Genomic DNA, 12,496 nt, shown 5'->3' on the forward strand with positions numbered 1-12,496 from the left:
TTCTTGAAGTCGGCACCAGGCAGGGTCACGGCTGTGCGAGGATCCGTGCCGATTGCCCAACTGCCTTGGCAGGTATCCGGTTTGAGCAGGTGGGACATGGTATGCAAAAGGTTACTCGGGCACTTTGAAGTGCCTTCTGGCGGGAAACTCCGGATTCGCGCATCCTGGTTCTCGCGCGGGCAGCCCAGATTCACGTCCGCAGGCAGTCAAAAGTGGAGTGGAGGCACCCGTGGCGGCTCGTGTGGAGAAGTTCTCCGAAATCGAGGACAAGTTCTACGAATACATTCAGGACATCGTGTACTGCTCGATGATCACGGTGGACAAGAAGGGCCGTCCGCGCGCCCGGGTCCTGCTGCCGATCTGGGAGACGGTGGACGACCGGCCGGTCGGCTGGCTCGCGGCGTACAAGACCCCGGTCAAGGCGGCGCACCTGGCGAACAACCCGGCGACCACGTACTCGTACTGGAACCCGCGCCAGAACTCGGTGTTCGTGGACGCGAACTCCTTCTGGGTCGACGACCCGGAGACCAAGGAGTACGCCTGGAACCTGTACCGCAAGGGCAGCCCGGCGGGCGTGGGCTACAACCCGCGCAACTTCTGGCGCGACCCCACCGACCCCAAGTACGGCCTGATCAAGATCGACTCGTGGCGGGTGCAGGTGCTGCGCGGTTCGGACCTGAGCAGCCGGATCTGGACGGACGCGACCCAGCTCTGAGGACGCGTCGTCCGACATGAACCCCGGGCGCGGGCGGTGTGGGTGACACCGTTCGCGCCCGGTTCCCCGTGCCCGGGTCAGGACCCGTGCGCGGGCTGCGGCGGGGGAGTGCGGACGCCGCCGCGCGGCACGACGAACGGGCGGGGTCCCCGGCGGGGTCCCGTCATCGCGGTCACGGTCGCGCGCGGGGCGGACAGGGCCTCGCCGGACCGGCCCCGGGCGGGCAGCGGGCCGTTCCGCTGGGCGGGTACGGCCTCGGTGAGCCGCCCGGTCGCCGGGGTGGGCCCCGGGGCGGTGACGCGGCCCCCGGAGGCCAGGACCCGTTCGTGGGCGCGCTGGACCAGGGCGGAGGGTTCCAGGCCCAACTCCGCGCGGAGCACCCCGCGGGCGTGCCGGTATGCCTCCAGGGCCTCGGCCCGTCGACCGCTGAGGTGCAGGGCGGTGATCAGGTGGCCGTGGAAACCCTCGTGCAGCGGGTAGTCGTGCACCAGCACCCGCAGTTCCGGGACGGTGTCGCGGTGCTGCCCGAGCGCGGCGCGCGCCTCCAGGCTCATCTCCAGGACCTGGATGCGCCGGTCCTCCAGGTGGGCGACCCGGCTCTTGAGCACGGGCCCGGTGGTGGTGTTGGAGAGCGGGTGCCCGCGCCACAGTGTCCCGGCCGCGCCCAGGTGGGCGGCGGCGGCCTCGTGCTCCCCGGCCCGCAGGGCGGCGGCGCCGCGCAGCCGGTGGGCCTCGAAGACCTTGTGGTCCACGACCTCCTCGGACACGTGCAGCAGGTAGCCGCCGGGCCGGGTCGCGAGCGACGGGGCGCCGGCGCCCGGGACCCCGGGCTCGGAGGCCAGGAAGCGGCGCGCGTGGTGGATGTAGGTCTGGACGGTGTTGAGGGCCGAGCGGGGCGGGGCGGATCCCCACAGTTCCCGGATGAGGGTCTCGGAGGAGACGAACTCGTTGGCGTGGGTGAGGAGCAGGGCCAGGGTCTGGGCGACCTTGGGAGAGCCGACCGGTCGGATCGTGCCGTCGTCGGCCGTCACCTGGAAGTCGCCCAACAACTGGAATCGCAACATGTGGTTCCCCCTTCGCGTCCCTTCGAGACTAGGCCGCGCGGGCCCCGGGCCCCGGTGACGCCCCGGATTCCGGACGACACCGTCCGCTGTTCGGGTCGGTGCGCCGAACCGGTCCGGAACCGGCGGGACCGCCCCGGAACTGCGGAGACCAACGGCGTGTTACAGCAAGAGGATCGGCGCCCCTCACGGGCGGCTGGGGTTCCGCTCAAAGGGCTCGGAGGGGTCCCACAAGACCCGCGCGGGAACCTTGTCGGGTTCCCACGGCCCGGTCGGGAGGGTCAATCGGCCCGCGAGGCGAAGGCGCGAACGGCCAGGGCCAGCGCCTTCGGGTTGTCCCACGGCACCAGCGTGCGCGCTCCCGGCACCGTGACGAACTCCCCGCGCGGGCACAGGGCGGCCAACCGCCGGCCGGTGTCCGGGGGCATCATCCGATCCAGCGCCCCCCACGCGACCAGCACGGGGCGGGGGAAGGAACGCAGGCGCTCGCCCGCCTCGCGGTAGGTGTGGGCCTCGGTGGCGCGCAGGAACGCCCGCAGATCGGCCCGGACCGCCGGGTCCGTGAGCACCGGCCGGTACCAGCGCCGGATCAACCCGTCCGGCAGCGGGCGGCGGGTCATCCCGCCCAAGGCGAACGGCAGGCGGGCCAGGGCGGGCAGGCGGAAGCCCTGCAACAGGGCGAACAGCCCGCCCGGCATCCGCGCCGCCTCCACCAGGAGCCGGCCCTGGAGGCCGGGCGGGTGGTTGTCCAGGGCCTCGCACGAGGTGAGCACCAGCCGGCCGATCCGCTCCTCGTACGCGGTCCCCACCAGGAGTTGGGCGATCCCCACGTCGTTCTGCACGAGCGTGACGTCGTCGAGGTTCAACCGCTCCAGGAACTCGCCGAGCAGTCCCGCGACGGTGTGGGCCGAGAGGGGACGCCCCGGGACCGGCCGTACCGGGCGCCGGTGCGCGCCCAGCGGCAGGACGGGCACGAGCACCCGGAAGTCCTCCCGCAGGAGCGCCACGACCTCCGTCCACACCGCCTCGTCGAACAGCAGGCCGTGCACGAGCACCACCACCGGGCCGGGGCCGCCGGTGTCCACGTACTCCAAGGCGCCCGCCGACAGTTCGACGGTCCGCGTCGCGTTCTCCGCCATCCCGACCCCCCCGGTCCCCGCGACGTCCCCCGCGTGCTTCGGACGCGGCGGACGGTGCGGCGTGCGTGTCGGTCGATCGTACGCAGCGGCCGGCGGACCGTAACGATCCGGCCGCGTTCGCGTGTCGGGCCCCCGCCGGCACCCGCGGCGGGCGGGGGCCGGCCGGTCGAGCGGTCCGCGGAGCGGATCCCCGGACCGTTCCGCGCCGCTTTGCGCCCGTGCACCCCCGTGCTCGTCCCACACCCCTGTCGTGCCGCGATCCGATGCCCCGGCCCGCCGCCCCTGTTCGCGTTCGCGGGCACGGATCGGCCGATTCCGGAACCCTTCCGCCGTAACGGCACGGAATCGCCCGCGCCAGCGACGGTTCCTCCGAAATTCGTTCAGATACGCGACCACAGTTCGTGGATGTGACCGATATCTGTGGGCTCGCTCACAGGCGTTCAATTCCGGTCACACGACGAGCGATCGCACGTCACACACTTCGGCTTCACTGCCGACTCCCCGGACGAACCAACGGGTTCGCGACCCACTTCGTTCCGGAGCACCCCCGCCGGCCCCACCCGGTCCCGAACTCCGCACCACCACGCAGTCCTTCCCACTCCACCACCGCGAAGGGCAAGGCAGAAATGGCACGTGTCGCCGCCCGGCTCCCCGAGAACGGGGAGCGGAGCCAGCACCCGGTCGACGAGGTGCTCCCCCTCCCGAAACTGGCCCTCTACGGATTCCAGCACGTCCTCGCGTTCTACGCGGGGGCGGTGATCGTCCCGATCCTGGTCGGCAGCGCCCTGAAGCTCAGTCCCCAGGAGCTCGTCTACCTGATCAACGCCGACCTGTTCACCTGCGGCATTGCCTCCATCCTCCAGGCGTGGGGCATCGGGAAGGTCGGCGCGCGACTGCCGATCATCCAGGGCGTCACCTTCACCGCCGTCTCCCCGATGATCGCCATCGGCCTCGGCGCGGGCGGCGGCACGGCGGCCCTGCTGGTGATCTACGGCGCCACCATCACCGCCGGCCTCGCCACCTTCGCCTTCGCCTGGCTGCCCGCCAGGGTCTTCCGGGGCGTGATGCGCCTGTTCCCGCCGGTGGTCACCGGCACCGTCATCACCATCCTCGGCATCGCCCTGCTGCCGGTGGCCCTCAAGGACGCGTTCGGCGGCGCCGCCATCACCGACAAGGGTGGCGACCCCAGGCAACTCGCCTACGCCGTCGGCACGATGATCTTCGTCCTGGTGCTGATGCGACTCAAGCACGCCTTCCTGTCCACCATCGCCGTGCTGCTCGGCCTGGTCGGCGGCACCCTCGTGGCGATCCTCCTCGGCGACGTGGGCCTGAAGAACGTCGGCAGCTCCGAATGGATCGGGGTCACCACCCCCTTCCACTTCGGCGCCCCCAGCTTCCAGTGGTTCCCGATCCTCCTCATGCTCATCGTCATGGTCATCACCATGGTGGAGACCACCGGCGACACCTACGCCATCGGGGAGATCGTCGAGAAGGACATCGACAGCGAGACCGTGGCCCGCGCCCTGCGCGCCGACGGCGCCGCCACCGCCCTGGGCGGCCTGCTCAACTCCTTCCCCTACGTGGCCTTCGCCGAGAACGTGGGCCTGGTCCGGGTCACCAAGGTCAAGAGCCGATTCGTGGTCGTCGCCGCCGGCGTGTTCATGATCATCCTCGGGTTGCTGCCCAAGGCCGCCGCCGTCGTCGCCGCCATCCCGCCCGGGGTCCTCGGCGGCGCCGCCACCGTGATGTTCGGCATGGTCGCCATGGCCGGCATCCAGACCCTCTCCCGCGTCAACCTGAAGGACGAGAGGAACGCGCTGGTCATCGGCGTCTCCCTGGCCTTCGCCCTGGTCCCCGCGACCGTGCCCGCCTTCTTCTCCACCCACCTCAGCGTGGACGCCGCCTCGCTCCTCAACAGCGGCGTCACCCTCGGCGCCACCGCCGCCATCGTCCTCAACCTGATCTTCAACGGTCCGGCCAAGGGCGATCCGCACGCCGAGGCCAAGGCCGCGGCCGAGATCCCCGCGCCCACCGTGCCCGCCCAGGCCGCCCCCCTCGCGAACCCCGTGCCCGAGTCCGAGAGCCCCGCCCCGCACCCGCGCGACTGACCGCGCGATCCGATCGGGACCCCGGCCGGCCCGTCCGCCGCCGGGGTTCTCCCGCGGGTGCGGGAGAATGGACGAATGAGTCTGTTCCGCGACGACGGCATCGTGCTGCGCACCCAGAAGCTCGGTGAGGCGGACCGCATCATCACGATCCTCACCAGGGGGCACGGCCGGGTCCGGGCGGTGGCCCGCGGAGTGCGGCGCACGAAGTCCAAATTCGGCGCCGGCCTCGAACCCTTCTCCCACGCCGACGTGCAGTTCTTCGCCCGCGGCAACGAGCTGATCGGCCGCGGCCTGCCGCTGTGCACGCAGACCGAGATCATCGCCCCGTACGGCAACGGCATCGTCACCGACTACGCCCGCTATACCGCCGGCACGGTCATGCTGGAGACCGCCGAACGCTTCACCGAGAACGAGGGCGAGCCCGCCGTCCAGCAGTACCTGCTGCTCATCGGCGCCCTGCGCACCCTCTCGCGCGGCGAACACGCCCCGAACCTGATCCTCGACGCGTTCCTGCTGCGCTCCCTCGCCGTCAACGGCTACGCGCCCAGCTTCTCCGACTGCGCCCGCTGCGGCATCGACGGCCCCAACCGGCACTTCTCGGTGGCCGCCGGCGGAGTGGTCTGCGGGGACTGCCGGGTCGCCGGCAGCGTGGTCCCCTCGCGGGAGGCCGTCACCCTGCTCGGGGCACTGCTCAGCGGGGACTGGGCGTACGCCGACGCGTGCGAGGCCCGGTACGTGCGCGAGGGGGCCGGGCTGGTCTCCGCCTATGTGCACTGGCACCTCGAACGCGGGCTACGCTCCCTGAGATACGTCGAGAAATAGGAGCTTGGCACATGGCACGACGAGGGATTCTGGGGCGTTCCCGCCGCGAGTACAAGGTCCCCGAGCCGCACCCGTCGGGCGCGCGCCCGCCGAAGATCCCCGGCGAGCTGGTCCCCGAGCACGTCGCGATCGTGATGGACGGGAACGGGCGCTGGGCCAAGGAGCGGGGCCTGCCGCGCACCGAGGGCCACAAGGTCGGCGAGGGCGTCGTCCTCGACGTGCTCAAGGGCTGCCTGGAGATGGGCGTCAAGAACCTCTCGCTGTACGCCTTCTCGACGGAGAACTGGAAGCGCTCGCCCGACGAGGTGCGCTTCCTGATGAACTTCAACCGGGACGTGATCCGCCGCCGCCGCGACGAGATGAACGAGCTGGGCATCCGGATTCGCTGGGTGGGGCGGATGCCGAAGATGTGGAAGTCGGTGGTGCAGGAACTCCAGATCGCGCAGGAGCAGACCGTCGACAACGACGCGATGACCCTGTACTTCTGCGTGAACTACGGCGGCCGGGCCGAGATCGCGGACGCCGCGCAGGCCATCGCCCGGGACGTGGCGGCCGGCCGGCTGGACCCGTCGAAGGTGTCGGAGAAGACCTTCGCGAAGTACATGTACTACCCGGACATGCCGGACGTGGACCTGTTCGTGCGGCCCAGCGGCGAGCAGCGCACCTCGAACTACCTGATCTGGCAGAGCGCCTACGCGGAGATGGTCTTCCAGGACGTGCTGTGGCCCGATTTCGACCGCCGTGACCTGTGGCGGGCCTGCCTGGAGTACGCCCGGCGCGACCGGCGCTTCGGCGGGGCGGTCCCCAACCAGTCGGAGCCCCCGACGGCCGGCTGAGGCCGGGTACGGACAACGCGCGAACCCCGCGCGCGGCGCGGGGTTCGGGTGCCCGGCGTCCGGGCGGGGCGGGTGCGGGGGATCAGGCGGCGGCGCAGTCCGCGCAGGTGCCGAAGATCTCCACGGTGTGCGCGACGTTCACGAAGCCGTGCTCGGCGGCGATGGCCTCGGCCCACTTCTCCACCGCCGGGCCCTCCACCTCGACGGCCTTGCCGCAGGAGCGGCACACCAGGTGGTGGTGGTGATCGCCGGTGGAGCAGCGCCGGTAGACGGACTCGCCGTCGCTGGTGCGCAGCACGTCGACCTCGCCGGCGTCCGCGAGGGACTGGAGGGTGCGGTAGACGGTGGTCAGGCCCACGGAGTCGCCGCGGTGCTTGAGCATGTCGTGCAGTTCCTGGGCGCTGCGGAACTCGTCCACCTCGTCCAGTGCCGCCGCGACGGCGGCCCGCTGCCGGGTCGAGCGGCCTCGCACCGGCGCGGTGTTCATCTCGCCAGGGGCTGTCGCCACCGGGTCCTCCTCAGTTCGGGCCGTCGGGTCATTGTGCCGGCCCCCATCGGCCCCCCGCCCGATCCCGGGCGGGTTCGTCCCCCTCGCGGGCGTCCCCTCCCCTACACCTTCACATCCTGCGGCGCGGGGCGCTCGCATGCCTGCTCGGCGGCCCGGGCGGCGGCGGCCCGGCGCCGGGCCAGCGGGGTGGAGACGGCGGTGGTGACGACGAACACGGCGATGGCCAGCAGCACGATCGCGCCGCCCGAGGGGGCGTCCACGTAGTAGGTGGTGATCGTGCCGCTCAGCGAGACCACCACGCCGATGGTCATGGCGATGGCGAGGGTGGCGGTGAACCCGCGGGTCAGGCGCTGGGCGGCGGCGACCGGGATCACCATCATGGCGCTGACCAGCAGCAGGCCCACGATCCGCATGGCCACGGTGACGGTGATCGCGGCGGTGACCGCGATCAGCAGGTTCAGGGCCCGCACGGGCAGCCCGGTGACCTTCGCGAACTCCTCGTCCTGGCAGACGGCGAACAGCTGCCGGCGCAGGCCCAGGGTGGCGGCGAGGACCAGCGCGGCCAGGATCACGACGGCGGTCACGTCGGAGGCGGAGACCGTGGTGATCGAGCCGAAGAGGAAGCTGGTGAGGTTCGCGGTGGACCCGCCCGGCGCCAGGTTGATGATCATGACGCCGCCGGCGAGGCCGCCGTAGAAGAGCATGGCCAGCGCGATGTCACCGCTGGTGCGACCCCGGGAGCGGATCAGCTCCATGCCGACCGCGCCGGCCACGGCCACCAGGGTGGCCATCCAGACCGGGCTGGTGTTGAAGAGGAACCCGAGGGCCACACCGGTCATCGCCACGTGCCCGATGCCGTCGCCCATCACGGCCTGGCGGCGCTGCACCAGGTAGGTGCCGATGGCGGGGGCGGTCAGACCGACCAGCGCGGCGGCGATGAGCGCGCGCTGCATGAAAGCGTCCTGAAGGAAGTCCATCAGCTCAACAGTCCCGTCCGGAGCGGCTCGGCGTCGTGCGCCGCGTGGGGGTGTACGTGGTCGTGGCCGGGCAGCGCGTGCTGGCCCACGGCCTTGGGCGGCGGCCCGTCGTGGGTGACGCAGCCGTCGCGCAGCACGACGGCCCGGTCGATCAGCGGCTCCAGCGGGCCCAGCTCGTGCAGGACGAGCAGCACCGTCGTGCCGCGCTCCACCTGGGTGCGCAGCGCGGAGGCCAGCACCTCCTGGTTGGCGAGGTCCACGCCGGCCATCGGCTCGTCCATGATCAGCAGCTCGGGTTCCACGGCGAGCGCGCGGGCGATCAGCACCCGCTGGTGCTGGCCGCCGGAGAGGGCGTTGACGGAGGCGTCCGCGTACCCGTCCATGTCCACCAGGGCCAGGGCCCGGGTCACGGCCTCCTTGTCGGCCTTGCGCAGGAACCCGAAGCGGGACCGGGCCAGCCGGCCCGAGGTGACGACCTCGCGGACGGTGGCGGGGACACCGGCGGCGGCGGTGGTGCGCTGGGGCACGTAGCCGATGCGGTGCCAGGCGCGGAAGCGGCCCAGCTCGGTGCCGAACAGGGACAGCTCCCCGGAGGACAGCGGGACCTGGCCGACCACGCTGCGCACGGCCGTGGACTTGCCGGAGCCGTTGGCGCCGAGCAGGGCGACGACCTCGCCGCGTCGGACGGTGAGGTCGACGCCGCGCAGCACGGGGCGGGAGCCCAGCGAGGCGGTGGCGCCGCGCAGGGCGACCACGGGGGTCCCGCCGGGGTCGGCGGGGGCGCGTTCGTCCGTGTCCGGGCCTGGGCCCGGCCTGTTCTCCGTGGTGCTCCGCATGGTTCCCGCCTCCGTTGCCGCCGGTGTCGTCACGGTCACCGCGCTCCGAGCGCGGTCCGCAGGTTCTTGAGGTTGGACCGCATGACCTCGAAGTAGTCAGCGCCCTGGGACTTGTCGGAGATTCCCTCCAGCGGGTCCAGGACGTCCGTCTTCAGGCCGGTGTCGGCGGCCAGGGTCTTGGCGGTCTTGTCGCTGGCGAGGGTCTCGAAGAAGACGGTGGTGACGTGGTCCTGCTTGGCGATCTTCTGGAGCTCGCGCATCCGGGCCGGGCTGGGCTCGGACTCGGGGTCGACGCCGGAGATGCCCTCCTGGTCGAGGCCGTAGCGCTCGGCGAGGTAGCCGAAGGCGGAGTGCGTGGTGACGAAGGTCTTGGACGTGGTGTTCTTCAGGCCGTCCTTGAACTCGGTGTCCAGCGCGTTCAGCTTGGTCACGAGGCCGTCGACGTTCTTGCGGTAGTCGGTGGCGTGGTCGGGGTCGGCCTTCTCGAAGGCGGCGGCGACGCCCTTGGCGATCTCGGCGTACTTGGTGGGGTCGAGCCAGACGTGCGGGTCCTCGCCGGCCTCGCCGTGGGAGTGGTCGTGGCCCGCTTCCTCGCCGGCGTGGTCGTGGCCCTCCTCGGCGTGGTCGTGGTCCTCGTGCCCGGAGGTGCCGTGCACCTCCAGCTTGGTGAGGGTCGCGGCGTCCACGACGTTCTTCACGCCGGACTGGGCTATCGCCTTGTCGACGGCGGGCTGGAGGGACTTCAGGTAGAGGACGACGTCGGAGTCGTTCAGCTTCCCGGTCTGGCGCGGGGTGATCTCCAGGTCGTGCGGCTCGACGCCGGGCTTGGTCAGGGTGGTGACGGCGACGTGGTCCCCGCCGATCTGCTCGGCGAGGTACTGGAGGGGGTAGAACGACGCCGTGACGTCGAGCTTGCCGCCGCCCTTGCCGTCCGTGTCGCTCGCGTCGGCCGAGCCACCGCAGGCGGTGGCGCCGAGGGCGACGGTGGCGGTCAGGGCGGCGATGGGTATGAGGCGTCGTACGTTCATGACATCCATTTTCATCAAAGATGGAAACGATTGTCAAAAACCCAGGTGAGGGGGCCGGGGCGGGGGCCGGGGGAGGGGGAACCGATTTGAAGGAAGGGGAGGGGGCGCCGGTAACCTGAGGCATTCGCGTTCGTCCTCGTAATGAAGAGAGCATCGTGGCCGCCGACAAGATCGACACCATCGTCAGCCTGAGCAAGCGCCGTGGCTTCGTCTACCCGTGCAGCGAGATCTACGGCGGTCAGCGTGCCGCCTGGGACTACGGACCGCTCGGTGTCGAGCTGAAGGAGAACATCAAGCGTCAGTGGTGGCGCGCGATGGTGACCTCCCGTGAGGACATCGTGGGCCTCGACTCCTCCGTGATCCTCGCCCCCGAGGTGTGGGTCGCCTCCGGCCACGTGGCCACCTTCTCCGACCCGTTGACCGAGTGCACCGCCTGTCACAAGCGGCACCGCGCCGACCACTTGGAAGAGGCGTACGAGGCCAAGCACGGCCGCGTGCCCGCCAACGGCCTGGCCGACGTCAACTGCCCCAACTGCGGCACCAAGGGCCAGTTCACCGAGCCCAAGCAGTTCTCCGGCATGCTGGAGACCCACCTCGGCCCGACCCAGGACACCGGCTCCCGCGCCTACCTGCGGCCCGAGACCGCCCAGGGCATCTTCACCAACTACGCCCAGGTGCAGCTCACCTCGCGCAAGAAGCCCCCGTTCGGCATCGCGCAGATGGGCAAGTCCTTCCGCAACGAGATCACGCCCGGCAACTTCATCTTCCGCACCCGCGAGTTCGAGCAGATGGAGATGGAGTTCTTCGTCAAGCCGGGCGAGGACGAGCAGTGGCAGGAATACTGGATGAACGAGCGGTGGAACTGGTACCGCGACCTCGGCATCCGCGAGGAGAACATCCGCTGGTACGAGCACCCGAAGGAGAAGCTCTCCCACTACTCGAAGCGCACCGCCGACATCGAGTACCGCTTCAACTTCGGCGGCAACGAGTTCTCCGAGCTGGAGGGCGTGGCCAACCGCACCGACTACGACCTCAAGGCCCACTCGGCCGCCTCCGGCACCGACCTCAGCTTCTTCGACCAGGAGAACAACGAGCGCTGGACCCCGTACGTGATCGAGCCGGCGGCCGGCGTCAACCGCGCCATGCTCGCCTTCATGCTCGACGCGTACATCGAGGACGAGGCCCCCAACGCCAAGGGCGTCATGGAGAAGCGCACCGTCATGCGCCTCGACCCGCGCCTCGCGCCCGTCAAGGTCGCCGTGCTCCCGCTCTCGCGCAACGCCCAGCTCACCCCGAAGGCCAAGGGCCTCGCGGCGGACCTGCGCAAGAACTGGAACATCGAGTTCGACGACGCGGGCGCCATCGGCCGCCGCTACCGTCGCCAGGACGAGATCGGCACCCCGTTCTGCGTCACCGTCGACTTCGACACCCTCGACGACAACGCGGTGACCGTCCGCGAGCGCGACACCATGAAGCAGGAGCGCGTCTCCCTGGACCAGATCCAGGGCTACCTCGCCTCCCGCCTGCTCGGCTGCTGATCACCCGAGCCACCGGCACCACGCCCGAGGGCCGGGCGGAACGCGAACCCGCGTCCCGCCCGGCCCTCGGGCACATCGGGGCCGGCTCAGCCCGAGACCGGACCCGAGGCCGGGTTCGAGGTCGACGGGTCGCCGGCCCCGGCCCGGGACCGCGCCGCCTCCGCCGCCGCCTCCGCCGAACGACGCTCGCCCGCCGCCTGGGCCCGCTTGCTGTACAGCGCGGTCCACACCGCGAGCAGCCCCAGGGTCCCGTAGATCAGCACCGGGCTCAGCCACACCATCGTCGAGGTGTCCAGCACGAAGGCCAGGGCCACCCGCACCGCCGCCTCCAGTAGGTACCCCAGGCCCCACACCAGCGTGATCAGCGTCATCGTGCGCCGAAAGCCCTCGTAGCGCCACATCCCGTTCCACCACCGGGTGCTCTCTGGGGTGCCGTCGGTCGCGAACTTCCGGCCGAAGTAGAACATCAGCGGACGCGGCGCGAGCAGCGTGCCCAGGCAGAGCAGCCCGAACAGGCCCGTCACGCACGAGTCCTTGATCAGCAGCGCCCGGGCCGAGGGCGTGCCCACCAACGACACCACCGCGGTGATCACCAGGAACACCAGGGTGATCACGGCGAACTCGTCCGCCTTGCGGCGCCAGGCCACGACGATCGCCGTGTCCAGCACCGGCCACACCCCGCTGACCAGCAGGGCCGCGAACTCCGACCAGCCCCGCTCGGTCAGCGCGTTGTAGGTGAGGATCGGCGCCACCACGTTCAGCCCGATGGTCATGGCCCAGCCGAGCGCGGTGGCGAGCCCGGACCGCGCGGGTGGCGCCGGCCGATCGGTCGCGGTGAGGTTCTCGGTCATCCTGTTCCCCCTGTGAAGTGACTCAGGGGGAAGGTACGACCGCGCACCGTCGAGGACCGTCTCGCGGACGATCAAAA

The 12,496-nt window shown here is 71.1% G+C and carries 12 protein-coding genes; 5 read left to right on the top strand and 7 right to left on the bottom strand.

Features of this window, described 5'->3' with window-relative positions; translation table 11 throughout:
• Positions 1-229 precede the first annotated feature (229 nt).
• Positions 230-715 (top strand): pyridoxamine 5'-phosphate oxidase family protein, encoded by a 486-nt coding sequence (locus ACN20G_RS18240; protein ID WP_424213855.1) that lies wholly within the window; start codon positions 230-232, stop codon positions 713-715.
• 77 nt (positions 716-792) lie between these two features.
• Here the strand turns inward: ACN20G_RS18240 and ACN20G_RS18245 are convergent, their stop codons facing one another.
• Both ACN20G_RS18245 and ACN20G_RS18250 read right to left on the bottom strand, forming a co-directional pair.
• The gene (locus tag ACN20G_RS18245; protein WP_424213856.1) at positions 793-1,779 is read right to left on the bottom strand and encodes an AfsR/SARP family transcriptional regulator; all 987 of its coding nucleotides are present in this window, start codon (positions 1,777-1,779) and stop codon (positions 793-795) included.
• A 278-nt stretch (positions 1,780-2,057) separates the two neighbouring features.
• Positions 2,058-2,915: an alpha/beta fold hydrolase gene (locus ACN20G_RS18250; protein WP_424213857.1), complete on the bottom strand. Its 858-nt coding sequence runs from the start codon at positions 2,913-2,915 to the stop codon at positions 2,058-2,060.
• A gap of 626 nt (positions 2,916-3,541) precedes the next feature.
• Here ACN20G_RS18250 and ACN20G_RS18255 point away from each other — a divergent pair.
• The 3 genes from ACN20G_RS18255 (at position 3,542) to ACN20G_RS18265 (ending at position 6,681) form a co-directional block, all read left to right on the top strand.
• Positions 3,542-5,023 (top strand): nucleobase:cation symporter-2 family protein, encoded by a 1,482-nt coding sequence (locus ACN20G_RS18255; protein WP_424213858.1) that lies wholly within the window; start codon positions 3,542-3,544, stop codon positions 5,021-5,023.
• A 75-nt stretch (positions 5,024-5,098) separates the two neighbouring features.
• Positions 5,099-5,845: a DNA repair protein RecO gene (gene recO, locus ACN20G_RS18260; protein ID WP_424213859.1), complete on the top strand. Its 747-nt coding sequence runs from the start codon at positions 5,099-5,101 to the stop codon at positions 5,843-5,845.
• An 11-nt stretch (positions 5,846-5,856) separates the two neighbouring features.
• Positions 5,857-6,681 (top strand): isoprenyl transferase, encoded by an 825-nt coding sequence (locus ACN20G_RS18265; RefSeq protein WP_424213860.1) that lies wholly within the window; start codon positions 5,857-5,859, stop codon positions 6,679-6,681.
• An 82-nt stretch (positions 6,682-6,763) separates the two neighbouring features.
• Here ACN20G_RS18265 and ACN20G_RS18270 read toward each other — a convergent pair whose 3' ends face one another.
• The 4 genes from ACN20G_RS18270 to ACN20G_RS18285 all read right to left on the bottom strand — a co-directional run bounded on the left by ACN20G_RS18270 (position 6,764) and on the right by ACN20G_RS18285 (position 10,030).
• Positions 6,764-7,189, bottom strand: a complete 426-nt coding sequence (locus ACN20G_RS18270) for a Fur family transcriptional regulator (RefSeq protein WP_424213861.1) — start codon at positions 7,187-7,189, stop codon at positions 6,764-6,766.
• Between the two features lie 101 nt (positions 7,190-7,290).
• Positions 7,291-8,166, bottom strand: a complete 876-nt coding sequence (locus ACN20G_RS18275) for a metal ABC transporter permease (RefSeq protein ID WP_424213862.1) — start codon at positions 8,164-8,166, stop codon at positions 7,291-7,293.
• Complete coding sequence (locus ACN20G_RS18280) at positions 8,166-9,002, bottom strand: metal ABC transporter ATP-binding protein (protein WP_424213863.1); 837 nt, start codon at positions 9,000-9,002, stop codon at positions 8,166-8,168. The genes ACN20G_RS18275 and ACN20G_RS18280 overlap by 1 nt, the downstream gene beginning before the upstream one ends.
• A 35-nt stretch (positions 9,003-9,037) precedes the next feature.
• Complete coding sequence (locus tag ACN20G_RS18285) at positions 9,038-10,030, bottom strand: metal ABC transporter substrate-binding protein (RefSeq protein ID WP_424213864.1); 993 nt, start codon at positions 10,028-10,030, stop codon at positions 9,038-9,040.
• A 155-nt stretch (positions 10,031-10,185) separates the two neighbouring features.
• Here ACN20G_RS18285 and ACN20G_RS18290 point away from each other — a divergent pair, with 155 nt between their 5' ends.
• Positions 10,186-11,568, top strand: coding sequence for a glycine--tRNA ligase (locus ACN20G_RS18290; RefSeq protein ID WP_424213865.1), 1,383 nt, complete (start codon positions 10,186-10,188; stop codon positions 11,566-11,568).
• A gap of 86 nt (positions 11,569-11,654) precedes the next feature.
• Here ACN20G_RS18290 and ACN20G_RS18295 read toward each other — a convergent pair whose 3' ends face one another.
• Positions 11,655-12,419: a VC0807 family protein gene (locus ACN20G_RS18295; RefSeq protein ID WP_424213866.1), complete on the bottom strand. Its 765-nt coding sequence runs from the start codon at positions 12,417-12,419 to the stop codon at positions 11,655-11,657.
• Positions 12,420-12,496 lie beyond the last annotated feature (77 nt).

The organism is Streptomyces dryopteridis (genome assembly GCF_049606955.1).
Classification (GTDB): domain Bacteria; phylum Actinomycetota; class Actinomycetes; order Streptomycetales; family Streptomycetaceae; genus Streptomyces.

Coding starts and splice junctions, on each gene's coding strand:
- ACN20G_RS18245 (WP_424213856.1), bottom strand. CDS start 1,779: ATGTTGCGATTCCAGTTGTTGGGCGACTTCCAGGTGACGGCCGACGAC.
- ACN20G_RS18250 (WP_424213857.1), bottom strand. CDS start 2,915: ATGGCGGAGAACGCGACGCGGACCGTCGAACTGTCGGCGGGCGCCTTG.
- ACN20G_RS18255 (WP_424213858.1), top strand. CDS start 3,542: ATGGCACGTGTCGCCGCCCGGCTCCCCGAGAACGGGGAGCGGAGCCAG.
- recO (WP_424213859.1), top strand. CDS start 5,099: ATGAGTCTGTTCCGCGACGACGGCATCGTGCTGCGCACCCAGAAGCTC.
- ACN20G_RS18265 (WP_424213860.1), top strand. CDS start 5,857: ATGGCACGACGAGGGATTCTGGGGCGTTCCCGCCGCGAGTACAAGGTC.
- ACN20G_RS18275 (WP_424213862.1), bottom strand. CDS start 8,166: ATGGACTTCCTTCAGGACGCTTTCATGCAGCGCGCGCTCATCGCCGCC.
- ACN20G_RS18280 (WP_424213863.1), bottom strand. CDS start 9,002: ATGCGGAGCACCACGGAGAACAGGCCGGGCCCAGGCCCGGACACGGAC.
- ACN20G_RS18285 (WP_424213864.1), bottom strand. CDS start 10,030: ATGAACGTACGACGCCTCATACCCATCGCCGCCCTGACCGCCACCGTC.
- ACN20G_RS18295 (WP_424213866.1), bottom strand. CDS start 12,419: ATGACCGAGAACCTCACCGCGACCGATCGGCCGGCGCCACCCGCGCGG.